The following is a 17,730-nucleotide window of genomic DNA, read 5'->3' on the forward strand; positions in this document are numbered from 1 at the left end:
TGACCTATAATTTTCATAAAGGTTATATAGTGATGACAACAGCCCCCTCCGCCGATTTGACTGCTGCAACATATAGTGCTGATTCGATTACAGTTTTGCGTGGCCTTGATGCCGTCCGTAAACGTCCCGGCATGTATATCGGCGATACCGACGATGGCTCCGGATTACACCACATGGTGTATGAGGTGGTGGATAACTCAATTGATGAGTCACTAGCTGGTTTTTGTACCCTCATCGATGTCATTATTCATGAAGACGGATCGGTCAGCGTCCGGGACAATGGCCGGGGCATCCCGGTTGATATGCATAAGGAAGAAGGTGTATCAGCTGCTGAAGTGATTATGACCCGCCTGCATGCTGGCGGTAAATTTGACCAAAATGTGTATAAAGTATCGGGCGGCCTTCATGGCGTTGGGGTATCGGTGGTTAATGCCTTATCCGAAAAATTAGAATTAAAAATTTGGCGGAACGGTTATGAATATTTCATGCGCTTCCGTCATGGCGAGGCCGAGGCGCCGCTAGCAAAAATGCACCCGGTTGCCCCTGATATGAGAGGGACGGAGGTGCGCTTTTGGCCCTCTCCCCAAACTTTTACCAATATCCTTTTTGAATACAAGGTTTTAGAACATCGGCTGCGAGAACTGGCTTTCTTAAATTCCGGCGTGCGTTTGCAATTAGTCGACCGCCGAATTGAACCTGCCCAAGTTGTTGAATTGTTTTATGAAGGCGGCCTGCAAGCATTTGTCCAATATTTGGATAATGGCAAAAATACCTTGCATACCCCTACCATCAGCTTTGTTCAGCAAAAAGACGCCATCACGGTCGAAATTGCTATGGAATGGACGGATAGCTATCACGAAACCATGCTTTGTTTCACCAATAATATCCCGCAAAAAGACGGTGGTACCCATTTGGCTGGTTTTCGGGCTGCCTTAACCCGTTTGATTAATAATATCGTTGAGCAAAGCCCCACGACTAAAAAAGAGAAAATCAGTACCACCGGGGAAGATGCGCGTGAGGGATTAACATGTGTTTTATCGGTTAAAGTTCCTGATCCCAAATTCTCTTCGCAAACCAAAGAAAAATTGGTGTCCTCTGAAGTTAGGGCAGCTGTTGAGGCAGTGGTACAGGATAAATTAGGGCAGTGGTTTGACGAAAACCCAGGAGAGGCGAAAAAAGTTGTCCAGAAAATTTTGGAGGCTGCGACCGCGCGCGAAGCCGCCCGTAAGGCACGTGAACTCACACGCCGCAAAGGGGCTTTGGATATTGCCTCCTTACCTGGGAAACTAGCCGATTGCCAAGAACGCGACCCTGCTTTGTCAGAACTTTTTATTGTTGAAGGTGATTCCGCTGGCGGATCCGCAAAACAAGCGCGCGACCGAAAACATCAGGCCATTTTGCCTTTGCGTGGTAAGATCTTGAATGTGGAACGCGCCCGTTTCGATAAAATGTTAAACAGTGAATCAATCGGCACGTTAATTACAGCTCTAGGCACAGGTATTGGCCGTGAAGAATTCAATATCGATAAAGCCCGTTACCATAAAATCATTGTCATGACCGACGCTGACGTTGATGGCTCGCACATTCGGACTTTGCTGTTGACTTTCTTTTATCGACAAATGCCGCAGATCATTGAAAAAGGGTATCTTTATATTGCCCAGCCGCCCCTTTACCGCGTAAAGAAAGGCAGCCAGGAGCAATATTTAAAGAATGATGATCAATTGGATACCTATCTTTTGCAAATGAGTTTATCAAACTTGACCATCGAAATTGATGGCAAACCGATATCAACCGAAGTGTTAACGCAATATATCCAACAGCTTCGCCCCTTTGCCCGGGTGATTGGGAATATAGCAAAAGTCATTGGTAATACCGAACTTGCAGAACAGGCCGCAATCCATGGTATTTTATTCCCTGAACATCTATCAAAACCTTTGCCTGTCATGGCTGAGAAAGTGGTGCAACGACTCAATCATTTTGCACCATCATCGCCTCCTTTATGGATGATGATGAAAAATACTGCCCAAGACATTATTATTACCAAGCGGCAAGAAGGGTTGGCTGAACAATACAAAATCGGTGCCCATTTATGGGATCACCCGGACACCCAGCAGCTTCGCCAATTCCGGGAAGCGGCTTCCCTGTTTATTGATAAAGCCTGGCATATTGTCAGTAAAGATTCGCGCCAAGTCGTAACAGGCCCTTTATCTTTTATCAGCTATTTAAATGACCTCAGCCGCCGCGGCGTTACCGTACAAAGATATAAAGGACTTGGAGAAATGAACCCGGAGCAGCTATGGGCAACCACCTTAAATCCGACTGTTCGGTCGCTGCTGCAAGTGAAAGTACAGCATTTGGATGAGGCAGAAAAAATCTTTTCCACCCTGATGGGTGATGTGGTTGAACCCAGGCGAGATTTTATTCAGGCCAACGCCTTACGCGTGGGTAACTTGGATATATAGGGTGATTTTGATTTTTGGCTATGCCCTACGCTGGTCGGGAAAGATAAATTCTGTTGTTAGTAACAACATGATATCCTTCCCTAACCCATTTACGCCAGCCTATCAAGTAATAGGCTAACGCCCATATCATCCCCAAGGGCCTTTGGAAAAAATTTCTTGGCGAGTGGGTGAAAATCGGCTGGCCATTTGCTGTAAACGCTCAATCCTTTTTTCAATCGGCGGGTGGGTTGAAAACCATTCTGCCATGTTGCCAGCGTGCAAAGGATTGATAATGTATAAATGGGCGGTTGCAGGATTAGCCTGGGCATAGGGGTTTTCTTTCACATCTGCCAGCCGATGAATTTTTTCTAAAGCTGCAGCCAACGCTAGGGGATTACCGGAGATTTCGGCACCCCCCGCATCCGCCTGGTATTCACGGGAACGGCTAATCGCCATTTGTATCAGCATAGCAGCCAAGGGGGCCAGGATAAGCAATAACAAGCCGCCAACCATTCCGATTGGATTGGATGATGATTGGTTATTCCGGCGCTGCGAACCAAATAAAAAGGCAAATTGAGTAATCAAGCCAATAGCCCCCGCAATGGTTGCAGCAATTGTCATAATCAAGGTATCACGGTGCCGGATATGCGTCAGTTCGTGGGCTAAAACACCTGTGATTTCCTCCGGTTTTAAATATTCAAGTAAACCCGTGGTAACGGCTACAGCCGCGTTTTGTGGATTGCGGCCAGTGGCAAAAGCGTTCGGTTGTTGGCTATGAACCAAATATATTTTCGGGGTAGGAATACCAGCTTTAGCGGCCAATTGGGAAATTTTTTGGTATAATTCAGGTGCGTCACGTGAATCCAAAAGCTCTGCCCGTTGCATACGCAAAACGATCCGGTCAGAAAACCAATAAGCGCTGCCGTTCATAACCAAGGCCGCAATCAAGGCAATCATCATTCCCTGTTGGCCAGCCACCATATAGCCCAGGGCCATAAAAAGCGCCGTTAACACTGACAAAAGCAAGGCCGCCCTAGCATAATTCATCATCGTCCTATATTCCCATAAATCTGTTAATCTAAGAAACATTAACCATTTTACATATAGGGAGTTTTTAATAATATGAAAGCCTGCTACACTGCCCAAATCCAAAAAATTAAATCCTGGTAGCTAGCGTGGGAGAATAGGATGCCTTAAACAAGATGAAAAACGATGTCTGCTATTTGCGTCACCCAACCCAACCCCATGATCAGCTTGAAAATAAGATGAATGACCTCCCCCTTACCCACCCCCAACATATCGTTCCTGATCCCTCACCCACCAGCCCACCCAAGACGGGAAAGCAATCAATTCGGGCAGAAACCGGCGGCCCCACAGGACCGGAGCCAACCCGCTATGGCGATTGGGAGAAAAAAGGGCGTTGTTATGATTTCTAAAAACTAGCCGCCCATAACTCGCTTTTTCTCTCTCTCCATCGTTTTGCCGTGAAGGTCAGAAAAAACTAAAGTTTTAGAACTTATTCTCTAAAATATGGCGTGCTGTCTTTGGCAATATCTCTTCGTCCTTTGCAAGTTTCGGTTTGCTTAAGAAAATAACAAAAAAGATGATATCTTTTCCTTGCTGGATAATCGCTGCATCGTGGCGGCAATTACTGGTCCAGCCAGCTTTTGACCACAATTGACAATCAGGCAGCAACCCTTCCCCCAAAAAGCCTTTGCGTTGGCTTGATGGCTCAAAACCGTATAATGGGTAAGATAAAGGCCGGTGCATCAACTGCATCATGGAATCACAACTGGCGCTGGTCTTCAAAATGGTTTTTTGCTGGATTGCCATCAGTAACCTGGCCACCGCATGGGTGGTCAATAAATTACGGTTATTCGGGATCAGCCTGGACATATGTTCCCGGCCATAGGGCCTGTCTTCCCATGTTTTTTGGGTAATGACCACCCGCTCCAATTCTTCCCATTTAAAACGCTGGAAATACTCATGAACCAATCGCCTTTTGACCAGCCAGGTTTCAAAAGACACCGCTTTCATTTCAGCACCGCTGCCGGTATTCGTTAAAAGGTCAACGATATAACTGGTGGCATCATTGCTTGATTCTTTAATCATGGCGGATAAAGCTTTTTGCAATTCGGGGGTATTACTAACCTCCCCTGACTCGATCCAAGCGAAAGCGGCCACCATGTAAAATAACTTGACCACACTGGCCGGATAAAGTGTTAAATCCCCCAAATGCGCGGCACCAATTGGGCTACTTCCTTCCTTCATCTGGATCCAGGTGAAAGAAAATTCCCTTTCAGCTAACTGATATTCAGACATCAACCAACCCGCTAATTTTTCTTTGGCTTTGGTACTGGATGGCGTTTGTTGATAAAATGGCATGATTTTCCCTTCCATCCTATATGCATAATCACTAAAAGGCTCGCTGTAAATATACTTTATAAGTAGCAGGATTATACCACTCTTACCTTAAAAAAAGATATATCCTTAACAAAGCATAAGAAAAATATCTTGCCTTCACTACGGTTCCCTCACTTGGGAATTTAGTAAAGCCATGAGATCCTGCATTTTATTATTGTATATCTGCTTAATTGTTATGTTATAATGGCCGATGTCTGTAAAATATTTACGTACGGCACCCAAAAAAAATAATCCTAATGTTTGTTTAGGTTGTAGATAATGTTCATAAAGGAAATCCTATAGATGAAAAAGAATTTGAGTGGTTTTACCCTGCCCTTCCTGTTGGCAGCAAGTATTTTTACGGCTTTTGCGGCAAACGCCCAGCAAGTTTTATATCGTGGCAACGGCGCGGAACCCGAAACACTGGATCCGCAACAATCAACCGGGGTGAGCGAAGCCAATATTGAAACCGATTTATTTGAAGGGTTGGTGACCTATGGCCCTAAATCAGAGACTGTCCCTGGTGTTGCCGAACGTTGGGCAGTCAGTGCCGATGGGCTTGTCTATACCTTTTATCTACGCAGTGATGCCAAGTGGTCCAACGGTGATCCTGTAACAGCCAAGGATTTTGTGTATTCCCTGACCAGGCTGGTCAACCCTGCCACCGCCGCAGAAAACGCCTGGGTTTTAGACCCCATTTTGAATGCCGAACAAATTCGCAAGGGGGAAGAAAAAGATTTGAGCAAATTAGGGGTCAAAGCACTGGATGCACGCATTTTGCAAATTACCCTGAAAACTTCCACCCCTTATTTCTTGTCGTTGATGAAACACCATGCCACCTTACCGGTACATCAGGCAACCATTGAGAAATTCGGCGATAAATGGACACGCCCCGGCAACTCCGTTTCCAATGGCGCCTATAGTATTTCCGAATGGATCCCACAATCCCGAATTGTCCTGAAAAAAAACCCGAATTTCCATGACGCCAATGCGGTCAAAATTAATACCGTTTATTATTATCCTACCGAAAGCCAAGTTGAAGAATTCAAACGTTTTCAAGTGGGTGAATTGCACATCACCTATGATATTCCTACCGACCAGATTGATTTTGTGAAGAAGAACCTGGCCCAGGAATTGCATATTTCCCCCTATTTCGGCACCTATTATTATGCGATCAATCTGACAAAAGCCCCCCTTGGGGAACAGGTTAAATTACGCCAGGCCCTATCCTTAGCCATCGACCGTGAAGTCATCACGGACAAAATATGGAAATCTGGGCAAATTCCAGCTTATGGTTGGGTACCGCCCGGGATCCCTGGTTACGGGCAACAACAGTTGAATGAAGCCAAAATGACTCAAGCGGAGCGTGAGGCATTGGCCAAAATATTATATGCGGAAGCTGGCTACGGCCCGCAAAATCCCTTAAAAGTTGAAATCCTTTATAATACCAGTGAATCCCACAAATTGACGGCCGTTGCCGTCCAATATATGTGGAAACAGGTATTGGGGGTTGAAACCACCATCACCAATCAAGAATGGAAAGTCTATCTGGACAGCCGCGAACAAAAAAATTACCAGGTGGCCAGGGCCGGTTGGATTGGCGTATATTTGGATGCCCAAGCCTTTCTGGGCATGCATAAATCAGATGCCGGTTCCACGAACCAACTTGGCTATCATAATGAAGCATATGATCAACTTTTAAATACCGCCGCCATTACACAAAATGCCAACAAGCGGCAAAATCTCCTGGAACAGGCCGAGAAAATTTTTCTGGATGACCACGCCATTATCCCTATTTATCATTATGTGACGAAGGCCTTGGTCAAAAAAAATGTCAGCGGCTTTGAAGATAATCTATTGGGTTTCCATTTAACCCGTTATCTATCTTTAAAAAATTAATCCCCCTCACTTCCTATAGCCCCGATGGATAATTATCCCGCATCGGGGCTTATAAAAAAATTTTCTTGATTGATTGTAATGTGTGTTTCTTCATAGCGATTTTCCCCGTTCGTTAGAGAATGTTTCCCTTTTACTTGCCTTATAAAAAAAAATCATTGCGCTTCCCAAGAAAGTTTATCAGAATAACCTGAAGGTGGTTTTGATTTATTCCTGATTTGGTTTGAATAAAAACGACGCTTGCTATTAATATTTTTAAAAATATTGATAAAATCAAGCGGGAAGCACCCTACTAAAACAGTAAAATTTAGCCCTGTATGGGAGGAGGTACTTGATGAAAAATAAATTATTTAATTGGTCGGCCCTTGCTTTTGCCTCGGCAATTGCATTGGGCACCGCAACCGTTGCCAGCGCGCAACAGGTTTTACACCGGGGTAATGGCGCTGAGCCTGAAACAATTGATCCGCAAAAATCAACTGGTGTTAGCGAAGCTTTCATTGAAAATGATATGTTTGAAGGCTTGATCACGTATGGCCCAAAGGCAGAAATTGCCCCTGGCGTTGCCGAAAAATGGGAAATTAGCAAAGATGGTAAGGTATACACTTTTTATCTGCGTACCAACGCAAAATGGTCTGATGGCAAACCGGTTACAGCGGAAGATTTCGTCTATTCATGGCGCCATCTGGTTGACCCGAACGTCGCCGCTGAATATGCCTGGGTTTTGGATCCCGTATTAAATGCTGAGCAAATCCGCACTGGCGCAGAAAAAGACGTGAGCAAATTGGGTATTAAAGCAATTGACGCCCAAACATTGGAAGTCACTTTAAAATCTTCAACACCTTATTTCCTGTCCTTATTGCAACATCACTCAACGTTTCCAGTGAACAAAGGCGCCATGGATAAATTTGGTGATAAATGGACACGCCCGGGCAACGCCGTTTCCAATGGTGCTTATATAATTACGGAATGGATTCCGCAATCGCGCATCATTTTGAAGAAAAATCCTTACTATCACAGTGCTGCCAGCGTGAAAATTGACACAGTTTATTATTACCCGACCGAAAGCCAATCGGAAGAATTCAAACGGTATCAAGCAGGTGAATTGCACATTACCTATGATATTCCAACCGACCAAATGGATTTCGTTAAAAAGAATTTGGCTGCTGAAACCCACATTCCACCGTATTTCGGCACCTATTATTACGAAATCAATTTAACGCGTGAGCCGTTGGGCAGCCAATTGAAATTGCGCCAGGCGTTATTCTTGGCGATTGACCGTACAACCCTGACCGATAAGATCTTTAAAGCTGGCCAAGTTCCTGCCTATGGTTGGGTACCACCTGGTGTTCCAGGCTATCAACAGCAACAATTGGATTATGCCAAGATGTCTCAGGCAGAACGCAATACATTAGCTAAGAAGTTGTATGCCGAAGCCGGCTACGGTCCGAACAAAGTGTTGAAAGTCGAACTTCTGTACAATACCAGCGAAAGCCATAAATTGGTTGCCGTTGCCATTCAATCCATGTGGAAGCAAGTATTGGGTGTTGAAGTCACGTTAAGCAACCAGGAATGGAAAGTGTATTTAGAAAGCCGTGATCAAAAAGAATATCAAATCGGCCGTGCTGGTTGGATTGGCGATTATCTCGATGCACAGAATTTCTTGGATATGTATAAATCGAACGCTGGCGCTGCCAACCGTCCGGGTTATAATAACAAGGAATTTGATGCGTTGTTAGATAAAGCGGCGGTTACCCAAAATATTCAAGAACGTCAAAATCTTTGCAACAAGCGGAAAAGATTTTCTTAAAAGATTTGCCCGTCATTCCGATTTATTTTTATGTCAGCAAATCTTTGGTAAAGCAAAATGTCTTGGGTTGGCAAGATAACGTTATGGGTTTCCATTTAACCCGTTACATGTCCCTGAAGAAGTAGTTTATCAAAAAAAACCTGCTGGCGATTCATCATCGTCAGCAGGTTTATTCATTCTGTCTATTGCACATTCGAGAAATCAATGTTTTATTTTGCCGTCAGGCGGCTGTTATGGGCTGTTCCGACCCTTCTATTAATTATCACGATTGCTTTTTCCTGATGCGGATTGCCCCTGGCGGACCGTTCAGCAGGGAAAGGCCTATTGCGCCCGAAATACTTGCGAATTTAAACAAGGTTTATCATTTGGATGAATCCTTGCCGGAACAATATTTGCGTTATTTGGGTAATATTTTGCAAGGTGATTTTGGCCCCTCTTTCAAATACAAGGATTTTACGGTTAACGAATTGATTGGCCTGGGTTTCCCCATTTCAGCGATCATTGGTGGTATTGCTATTCTGATTGCCCTGATTGTTGGAATGGGCCTTGGCATCATAGCGGCCTTACGCCAAAATAAAACAACCGATTATGCGGTGATGACGGTGGCCATGTTTGGAATCACCATCCCGGTTTTCGTGGTTGCCCCATTTATGACACTGTTTTTTGGATTGTTTTTAAATTGGCTGCCACTCAGTTGGAGCAAGGAAGATTGGACTTCGTTAATCATGCCAATTGCCGCCTTGTCCCTGCCGCAAATTGCCATTATCGCCAGGCTTATGCGCGGCTCCATGATCGAGGTTTTGCGCAGCAATTATGTACGCACCGCCAGGGCCAAGGGATTGCCAGAAAAATTGGCGATTTTACGGCATAGTTTAAAACCCGCCTTGGTGCCGGTGTTATCGTATTTGGGACCGGCCGTGGCAGGGATTATCACAGGCTCAATTGTTATTGAACAAACTTTTAATATTCCGGGGATTGGCCGGCACTTTGTCCAAGGGGCGATTAACCGCGATTATCCCATGGTGATGGGTGTGACCATCCTATATGGGGCCCTGATTGTTTTCTGTAATCTTCTGGTCGATATTATTTATGGATTTTTAGATCCCAAAGTACGGTATGACTAATGAATGAAACTTTACCAACTACCTCCATTGAGACCCCCATCATTGCCGAAGCGACCGTAAAAGGCCGAGGTTTGTGGGGAAATGCGTGGCGCCGCCTGCGGAAAAACTATGCTGCCCTGTTTAGCCTTATTCTTCTTAGTTTTATTGTTTTACTAACCTTATTGGCGCCTTATTTAAGCCCCTATGAATATGATGCGGTTGATTACGATAATTTTTCTACCGCACCTTCCTTTGAAAACGCGCATTATTTTGGCACCGAGCGTAATGGCCGCGATTTATTTGTTCGCACTTTATATGGTGGTCGTGTTTCCTTATCGGTTGGGATAGTTGCCACCTTCGTCAGTTTGGTGATCGGGGTATTATGGGGTGCTATTGCAGGATTTGTTGGTGGGCGGGTTGACAACATCATGATGCGTTTTGTCGATATCTTATACGCCATGCCTTTTATGTTTTTTATCATTATGCTGACCGTGGCTTTTGGGCGAGATATTTTATTAATCTATGTGGCTATTGGTGCCATCACCTGGCTGGATATGGCTCGCATTGTGCGCGGCCAAGCGCTTAGTTTGCGACGGAAGGAATTTGTGGAAGCGGCGGTTGCTGGCGGTGTTTCAACCTTCAATATTATCCGCCGCCATATCATTCCGAATTTATTAGGGCCGGTTGCGATTTATTGTACCTTGACCATCCCTTCTGTAATTTTGGTTGAATCTTTCGTTAGTTTTTTAGGGCTCGGGGTACAAGAACCTGAGACCAGTTGGGGACTTTTAATTAGCGAAGGGGTGCAAACCATGGATACGGCTTGGTGGTCTTTGGTTTTCCCATCGGTTTTCCTGGCCGCTACCCTTTTCTGTTTTAATTTTATTGGCGATGGGCTACGCGATGCCCTTGACCCCAAAGACCGGTAGGCAATATATGGGCACACCTTTATTATCCGTTCAAAACCTGGAAGTGACTTTCAAAACACCAGAAGGCCCTGTTCAAGCGGTAAATAATATTTCATTTACCATTAATGATGGCGAAGTGGTTGGGGTGGTGGGTGAATCAGGCTCCGGCAAAAGCCAGATTTTTATGACCGTCATGGGCTTACTCGCAGGCAACGGGCGTGCCAAAGGCAGCATTGGATACCGCGGTGTTGATTTGTTAAAATTACCCAAAAAAAAGCTGAATAAAATTCGGGGTAGCCGTATGGCGATGATCTTCCAAGATCCCATGACATCGCTAAACCCTTACTTAACCATTGAACGCCAAATGACTGAGGTTTTAGAAACTCACCGGGATATGCAACACCGGGAAGCTAAAGAAAAATCGATCGAGCTCTTAGAAAAAGTGCAAATTCCCAGCGCTGCCCGCCGCATTTCTATGTATCCGCATGAATTTTCAGGTGGTATGCGCCAACGGGTGATGATCGCCATGGCCTTGCTTTGTCAACCAGAATTATTGATTGCCGATGAACCAACCACCGCGCTTGACGTGACCATCCAAGCACAAATCCTGCAATTAATGCGGGAATTAAAGAAAAATACCAACAATTCGATGGTGCTGATTACCCATGATTTGGGTGTGATCGCTGGGTTATGCAACCGGGTGCTGGTGATGTATGCGGGCCGGATTGTTGAGCAAGGGTCGGTTCAAGATATTTTTTATAACCCCCAGCATCCCTATACCATGGGGCTCTTAAAATCGATGCCGCGGTTGGATGTAAAAACCGACCGTTTGCAGACGATTGCTGGCCAACCGCCCAATTTGCAACATTTGCCACCGGGTTGTTCTTTCGCCGATCGCTGCCCATATCGCCAACCAATCTGTATTACCAAATCTCCTGAATTCCGGCAAATTGCCGAACAACGGTATAAAACATGTCATCTGGATTTTTAAACTCCCCCCCCGCCAAGCCGATTTTATCCGTGCGTGACCTAAAGGTACATTTTCGGATTGGCAAGAAGATGTTCAGTAAAGAACCCAAGGCTGTCTTAAAAGCGGTCGATGGTGTATCTTTTGAATTAGGTTCCGGTGAAACCCTAGGATTGGTGGGTGAGTCAGGCTGCGGCAAGTCCACTTTGGGTCGGGCAGTTTTACGTTTATTGCCCAATGTTCAGGGCGATGTGGTATGGAAAGGCCAAAATCTAGTCACACTGCCCCCCGAAGAAGTTCGGAAAAAACGTCAAGAATTACAAATTATTTTCCAAGATCCCTTGGCTTCCCTTAATCCGCGGATGACAGTGGGGGAAATTATTGCAGAACCCTTACGTACGTTCCAACCCGATCTTGACCGCACCACCGCTAGAAAGATCGTGCAGGACATGATGGCCAAAATGGGGTTGTTGCCATCCCAAATCAACCGCTATCCGCATGAATTTTCGGGTGGTCAATGTCAGCGCATTGGCATTGCCCGCGCCATGGTTAATAATCCGCAATTGATTGTTTGCGATGAACCGGTTAGCGCCCTCGACGTTTCCATCCAAGCGCAAATCGTTAATTTGCTGATGGATTTACAGCGGGAAAAAAGATTATCCCTTATTTTTATTTCCCATAATTTAAGCGTGGTCCGTCATATTAGCCACCGGATTATGGTTTTATATTTAGGGAAAGTGGTTGAGTTAACCGATCGTGACCGTTTATATGTAAACCCTCGCCATCCCTATACTAAGGCATTGATTTCAGCGGTGCCCTTACCTGACCCTAATAAAGAGCAAAATAAAAAACAGCTGGTTATTTCCGGGGAACTGCCCTCACCCTTGAACCCACCCAGCGGTTGCACCTTCCGCACCCGTTGCCCCCTGGCCACCAGCGTTTGTGCCGAAAAGATCCCACCGCTTGAGCAAATTGAACCCAATCATTGGGTCGCTTGCCATCATTGGGATCAGGTTTGAATAAAACCAAATCTATAGGCCCGAATAATAAAACCTGAATAATAAAAATAGGGAATGAAAGTTCATTCCCTACCATTATTTGCCTATCTTGATCTGCCTATCTTGTCTTGAAACCCAGACAATCAAATTTTTCCTTATTGCTTGAACCCAAAGACCTGAAAGGGAAAATTGCCATTCCTGTCAATGAATGCCAAGCAGGCTTTAAAGGCCGATCGCGTTTTTATATAAATCCAGCAATTCCTCTTGTTCGCGGCGCGCTTGATCTTCCATCTTCCGCAGGCGCACAATTTGCCGCATCACTTTTGTATCATAGCCAGAACCTTTGGCCTCACTATACACATCGCGGATGGTCTCCATCAACGCTGCTTTTTCCTGCTCCAGCTTTTCAATTCGTTCAATGAAGGAGCGTAGTTGATCGCCCGTCACACCACCGGTTTGGGTCATGTCTTTTCCTATATATAAAATGGGTTATTTTGTAGAATGAAAGATACGTATATTTAAAGAAAACCACAACGGCTTTTCGAAAATTTAATTTGAAAGGTTAGGAAGATATGGGTTTACTTGGTTCTTTCTGATATTTCTTTTTCCATTCTTCGTAATTCATGCCGTAAACAAACTCCCGCGCCTGTGCATCACTAGGGGTTTTGCCCTTTTCCAAGGACGCTTGCCGGTACCATTTGGCCAAGCAATTACGGCAAAATCCGGCCAGATTCATCAAATCGATATTTTGAACATCCGTCCGCTCACGTAAATGTTCTAATAACTGATTAAGCACTTTTGCCTGAATTTGAGCTTCTAAATCATCCATTCGCTTGTCTCCTCCTTATCCGATTAATTAATTGGATCAGCCCTGTTTATAAAATCGGCTAATAACAACGCCCAATCTTCAATCTGCGCCGTGCTTTCCAACATGTCCTGGCGAATTTCCAACAAAACATGCGGTAAATAAAGGGGTTCGGCGTGAAATGGCAAGGTAAAAGAACAAGGGTCTTGACCGCTATAGGGCTGATTATTGCCGATCTGCCATTTTGTTTTATGTTTTAAAAAATTTAAAAGTTTGCCCGCTAAACGGTCATCTTTATTCCACAGCACCCCAGCATGCCAGGGGCGTTTTTCCTGCCCATTTAACTGGCAACAAAAACTATGCAACGAAATGATTTTAGGCTTTAACCCCTGCCCCAGCAGATTCTTAAGGGTGGTTTCAATTGCCCGGTGATACGGCCAAAAAATTTCTTCTTGCCGTTGCTGCACATCCCGATCATCAAGATCTTGATTGCCAGGAATAGGAATGCCGTCACTTTGGAGAGTTACCGAGTCGGCATAAGACAAAGGCCGGTTTAAATCGATAACCAAACGGGAATAATTTCCCATCAAACCGTTGCGCCAGTTAGAATAAATAAACGCTCCAACAGCGCTTTAATGCCTAAATCATAGGTGATATGGCGCTCACGATCAGCTAATGATAAACTCAATTGCTTCGTCTTGCCGGGAAAAAATGAACCCGCATGATCACCTAATAAAATCCATGACTGACCTGGCTTGCCAGCCAGCAGTTGAAAGGGCAGTCTATCTTTTTTTGACAATAAAGACATGATATTTACAGCTTCCCTTAAGCAATGAACCTGATCTTGACCGATAGCGATGATGTCCGCTAGGATACGGATAAATCACTGGACATTGTGGCATAATAGCTGATGATTTGGTGACAGACACCATTTTTTATCATTTTATATGGGATTTTTTCATTATGAAACGTGATCGCCGTGCCAAGATTGTGGCCACTCTTGGTCCTGCCAGCTCAACAGCGGAAATGATCCAGGAATTGTTTCTAGCAGGCGCGGATGTTTTCCGCCTTAATTTCAGCCACGGCAGTCATCAAGATCATCGGCAACGCTATCTGATCTTACGCGAACTTGAGAAAAAATACCGGCGCCCCATAGGGATTATGATGGATTTACAAGGCCCGAAATTGCGGGTCGGCCAGTTTGCGGCGGGTTCAATCCAGTTACAGCCAAACCAGAAATTCCGCCTGGATTCAAATAAGGATGCAGGCAACGGTGAACGGGTATCCTTTCCCCATCCCGAGCTTTTGAAAGTATTGAAACCGGGGGTTGAGTTATTGCTGGATGATGGCAAAATTCGCTTAAAAGTTGAAAAGACTGGCAAGGATTTTGTGGATACGATTGTCCAAATCGGCGGAAAGTTAAGCGACCGCAAGGGCGTTAATATTCCTTCCATTATGTTGCCGGTATCGGCTTTAACAGAAAAAGACCGGGTTGATCTGGCATTCGGCTTGGAATTAGGGGTGGATTGGGTTGCCTTGTCTTTCGTCCAACGCCCGGAAGATGTTTTGGAAGCTGCCAAAATCATCAATGGTCGGGCGGGTATTATCGTAAAACTTGAAAAACCCGCAGCCATCGATCAACTGGATGAATTGGTCCGCTTAAGCGACGCCGTCATGGTGGCGCGGGGTGATTTAGGGGTTGAAATGCCGCCTGAAGCGGTGCCAGCCGTACAAAAAAGGATTGTCTCATCCTGTCGACAACTGGGCAAGCCCGTGATTGTGGCAACGCAAATGCTTGAATCGATGATCCAATCCCCCTCGCCTACCCGCGCAGAAGCATCCGACGTGGCAACCGCCGTTTATGACGGGGCAGATGCCGTGATGCTGTCGGCTGAAAGCGCCTCCGGCGCCTATCCAATCGAAGCGGTCACCATGATGAACCGGATTATCATGTCTACGGAACACGATCCTTTATACCGCCGGATTATGGATGCCCAACATCTGCAGTTAGAGCCAACTGCTTCCGATGCCATTACCGCGGCGGCAGCCCAAGTTGCCCACACTATTTCCGCCGCAGCCATCGTCACCTACACCACGTCAGGTTCAACCACTTTAAGGGCAGCTCGCGAAAGACCAGAGGTGCCAATTATTTGTCTGCCTTCCGATATCCGTATTTCCCGGCGTTTATCTTTAGTATGGGGCACCCACTGCGTCTATCAAATCGACGCAGATACTTTTGGCCAGGTGATTGAAAAAGCCTCAAAAATTGCTTTGCAGGAAGGCATCGCCCAAGCGGGGCAAAAGCTGGTGATTACTGCTGGCGTTCCTTTTGGCACACCCGGTTCGACCAACACCTTACGGATTGCACAGCTCTAAAGAGCAGAGGCCCTTCAAATGGGCAGTTGGTATGGGATCAATCTTGGCACTATGGCTAGACTGTGGCTAGCTTTTATTTTTTACGGAACCGGTCTAAGGAAATAACCTTATTATCCGGGGTTCCGGGTTCCTTGCCGTCCGTTGTTGGAGGCTCCGGTGTTTTATCATGTGATTGATGGGCCTTGTTCTGTTTCTGCTTGTCTGCAACCGGTAATTGGATAAGCTCTGTCTCACCTTGGGAAGCATCTTTGATAGGAGATGGAGTTAACTGCTCTTTTTCGGATTTTTCTAAATCCAATTCTTGAAATTGCAGGCCGAATTTAACTGACGGGTCGGCAAAGCCGGTTAAAGCCTGCCAAGGAATTTGCAATTTTTCCATTTTTCCGCCGAATGTTAAGGATACGCAAAAATAGTCTTTTGCAACGGCCAAATCCCAAAATTGGTTTTGTAGCACAATCGTCATGGTAGGATTGTGCTTTTCCTTAAGCCAAGGGCTAATGACGACACCTGGGTCCCGGGTGCGAAAAGTGATGTAAAAATGGTGGGCACCTGGCAAGCCGTGATCAACAACCCCCTGCAACACTTGTTTGACAACACCCCTCAATGCCTGTTCAAGGATCAGATCATACCGTAAAGATGGAGAAGGAGGTTGTTGCATGAAACAGACGATTCCTTTGAAAGTATTTTGTATTAAGCGGGAAGGCTTCTGTTGCCCGGTGCCTTCCCAAACCGCGCGCTCGCCTTTTTATTAGGCAGCTACAGCCAGACGATTATTGTCATTGGCATTTTCAAATTAGCCCGATAACGGCGGAACAATGCCGGGCAAACGCCTTGTCTTTACCACATTCGTCAAGCCTATTTCGCCCCCATAAACAATTAACCCTTGTATGGTGGAGGCGCCGGGTACCGCCCCCGGGTCCGCAATGTTTATTACACAAAGTTTTTATCGCCATAGTTGCTTACGCAACATCTTTAATATATACCATCCCCAATCCATATAAAAGACTTTTTATAAAATAAAGTGAATAATCTATCATCAGCAGTTCCACACCATAAGGAAACAACATGCCCCTGAAAGCTGACCAACAAGAAATGATTGCGGCGCAACGCCAGCAATCGTCAACGACTTTAAGACCAACTGCCGCAGCCTTAGAGCAAATTTTATATCAGGCACTGCCGGTATTAGACCACGGTTTTGTCCGGGTCATCGATTATATGGGAAATGATTCGGCAATTGTCCAGGCAGCCCGCGTTTCTTATGGCAAAGGCACAAAAACAGTGCGGGAAGACCAGGGGCTGATTGATTATTTGATGCGGCACCACCACACCACACCCTTTGAAATGTGTGAGATTAAGTATCATGTGAAACTGCCCATTTTCATTGCTCGCCAGTGGATCCGCCACCGTACCGCCAATGTCAATGAATATTCTGCCCGTTATTCCATCATGGAAAATGAGTTTTATGTCCCTGCCGAATCGCAATTGGCCGCCCAATCCAAGAACAACCGCCAAGGACGAGGAAATTTGCTGGAAGCTGAACGGGCCAGGCAAGTACTGCAGCTTTTAAAGAAAGAATCCCTAAAAGCGTTTGATGATTACACCCAACTCATGAATGAAGATGAGGAGGGGAAAATCATTGCCGCGGAGGAAACAGGGCTGGCCCGCGAACTGGCCCGTATGCGGCTGCCTTTAAACTTCTATACCCAATGGTATTGGAAGATTGATTTGCATAATTTGCTGCATTTTTTAAGGTTGCGCGCACATTCCCATGCCCAATATGAAATCAGGGCTTACGCCGATGTCATGTTAAAAACGGTGGAACAATGGGTGCCTGCAACCTACAGTGCCTTTTGCAGATACAAGATGGATTCGGCCAGTTTTTCAAGCTCGGCTATGCAAGTGATCCGGCGGCTGATTAAGGGCGAGAAGGTTACCCAAGAAACCAGCCAAATGAGCAAAAGGGAATGGGAAGAAATGATGGAGGCCCTAGGATTGCAAAATTCTGGCAAGAAAGCATAAATCTCTA

The 17,730-nt window shown here is 45.5% G+C and carries 15 protein-coding genes, 1 other RNA gene and 2 pseudogenes; 10 read left to right on the top strand and 8 right to left on the bottom strand.

Annotation, left to right across the window (positions count from 1 at the left end; genetic code table 11):
• The first annotated feature begins 32 nt into the window (after positions 1-32).
• Complete coding sequence (gene gyrB, locus IPP67_02670; GenBank protein ID MBL0338101.1) at positions 33-2,462, top strand: DNA topoisomerase (ATP-hydrolyzing) subunit B; 2,430 nt, start codon at positions 33-35, stop codon at positions 2,460-2,462.
• 126 nt (positions 2,463-2,588) lie between these two features.
• On the opposite strand, the gene htpX is transcribed toward gyrB, so the two are convergent.
• On the bottom strand, positions 2,589-3,488 hold the full coding sequence (htpX, locus tag IPP67_02675) for a zinc metalloprotease HtpX (GenBank protein ID MBL0338102.1): 900 nt from the start codon (positions 3,486-3,488) through the stop codon (positions 2,589-2,591).
• 218 nt (positions 3,489-3,706) lie between these two features.
• On the opposite strand from htpX, the gene IPP67_02680 reads away from it, so the two are divergent.
• Positions 3,707-3,877: a DUF1674 domain-containing protein gene (locus IPP67_02680; protein MBL0338103.1), complete on the top strand. Its 171-nt coding sequence runs from the start codon at positions 3,707-3,709 to the stop codon at positions 3,875-3,877.
• A 73-nt stretch (positions 3,878-3,950) separates the two neighbouring features.
• On the opposite strand, the gene IPP67_02685 is transcribed toward IPP67_02680, so the two are convergent.
• Entirely contained in the window at positions 3,951-4,826 is an 876-nt protein-coding gene (locus IPP67_02685) for a serine hydrolase (protein MBL0338104.1), read from the bottom strand.
• A gap of 321 nt (positions 4,827-5,147) precedes the next feature.
• Here IPP67_02685 and IPP67_02690 point away from each other — a divergent pair, with 321 nt between their 5' ends.
• From IPP67_02690 to IPP67_02715, 6 genes and pseudogenes are all read left to right on the top strand, one after another.
• Positions 5,148-6,743 carry a peptide ABC transporter substrate-binding protein gene (locus IPP67_02690; protein MBL0338105.1) on the top strand — a complete coding sequence of 532 codons (1,596 nt, stop codon included), beginning with the start codon at positions 5,148-5,150 and terminating at the stop codon, positions 6,741-6,743.
• 331 nt (positions 6,744-7,074) lie between these two features.
• Positions 7,075-8,672: pseudogene (locus tag IPP67_02695) on the top strand (peptide ABC transporter substrate-binding protein).
• Positions 8,673-8,751: 79 nt separating this feature from the next.
• Positions 8,752-9,671 (top strand): annotated as a pseudogene (oppB, locus tag IPP67_02700) (oligopeptide ABC transporter permease OppB).
• On the top strand, positions 9,671-10,579 hold the full coding sequence (locus IPP67_02705) for an ABC transporter permease subunit (protein ID MBL0338106.1): 909 nt from the start codon (positions 9,671-9,673) through the stop codon (positions 10,577-10,579). Before oppB ends, IPP67_02705 begins: the two are co-directional and overlap by 1 nt.
• Before the next feature lie 7 nt (positions 10,580-10,586).
• A complete protein-coding gene (locus IPP67_02710; GenBank protein ID MBL0338107.1) occupies positions 10,587-11,549 on the top strand; it encodes an ABC transporter ATP-binding protein in 963 nt (320 codons plus the stop codon).
• Positions 11,531-12,544 carry a dipeptide ABC transporter ATP-binding protein gene (locus tag IPP67_02715; protein MBL0338108.1) on the top strand — a complete coding sequence of 338 codons (1,014 nt, stop codon included), beginning with the start codon at positions 11,531-11,533 and terminating at the stop codon, positions 12,542-12,544. Before IPP67_02710 ends, IPP67_02715 begins: the two co-directional genes overlap by 19 nt.
• Positions 12,545-12,745: 201 nt before the next feature.
• Here the strand turns inward: IPP67_02715 and IPP67_02720 are convergent, their stop codons facing one another.
• The 4 genes from IPP67_02720 to IPP67_02735 form a co-directional block, all read right to left on the bottom strand.
• Positions 12,746-12,988 (bottom strand): DUF2312 domain-containing protein, encoded by a 243-nt coding sequence (locus tag IPP67_02720; protein MBL0338109.1) that lies wholly within the window; start codon positions 12,986-12,988, stop codon positions 12,746-12,748.
• Positions 12,989-13,085: 97 nt separating this feature from the next.
• Entirely contained in the window at positions 13,086-13,352 is a 267-nt protein-coding gene (locus IPP67_02725) for a DUF1244 domain-containing protein (GenBank protein ID MBL0338110.1), read from the bottom strand.
• A gap of 23 nt (positions 13,353-13,375) precedes the next feature.
• Entirely contained in the window at positions 13,376-13,915 is a 540-nt protein-coding gene (locus tag IPP67_02730) for an N-formylglutamate amidohydrolase (GenBank protein ID MBL0338111.1), read from the bottom strand.
• Positions 13,915-14,136, bottom strand: coding sequence for a hypothetical protein (locus IPP67_02735; GenBank protein MBL0338112.1), 222 nt, complete (start codon positions 14,134-14,136; stop codon positions 13,915-13,917). Before IPP67_02735 ends, IPP67_02730 begins: the two co-directional genes overlap by 1 nt.
• A 155-nt stretch (positions 14,137-14,291) precedes the next feature.
• On the opposite strand from IPP67_02735, the gene pyk reads away from it, so the two are divergent.
• Entirely contained in the window at positions 14,292-15,704 is a 1,413-nt protein-coding gene (gene pyk / locus IPP67_02740) for a pyruvate kinase (protein ID MBL0338113.1), read from the top strand.
• Between the two features lie 73 nt (positions 15,705-15,777).
• Here the strand turns inward: pyk and IPP67_02745 are convergent, their stop codons facing one another.
• Together IPP67_02745 and ssrA are read right to left on the bottom strand one after the other, a co-directional pair.
• Entirely contained in the window at positions 15,778-16,362 is a 585-nt protein-coding gene (locus tag IPP67_02745; protein MBL0338114.1) for a hypothetical protein, read from the bottom strand.
• A gap of 37 nt (positions 16,363-16,399) precedes the next feature.
• Positions 16,400-16,711: a transfer-messenger RNA gene (ssrA, locus tag IPP67_02750) on the bottom strand.
• Between the two features lie 58 nt (positions 16,712-16,769).
• Between ssrA and IPP67_02755 the strand changes: the two genes are divergently transcribed.
• Entirely contained in the window at positions 16,770-17,723 is a 954-nt protein-coding gene (locus IPP67_02755) for an FAD-dependent thymidylate synthase (GenBank protein ID MBL0338115.1), read from the top strand.
• Positions 17,724-17,730: the final 7 nt, after the last annotated feature.

The organism is Rhodospirillaceae bacterium (genome assembly GCA_016722635.1).
In the GTDB taxonomy this organism is placed as follows: Bacteria; Pseudomonadota; Alphaproteobacteria; order JAEUKQ01; family JAEUKQ01; genus JAEUKQ01.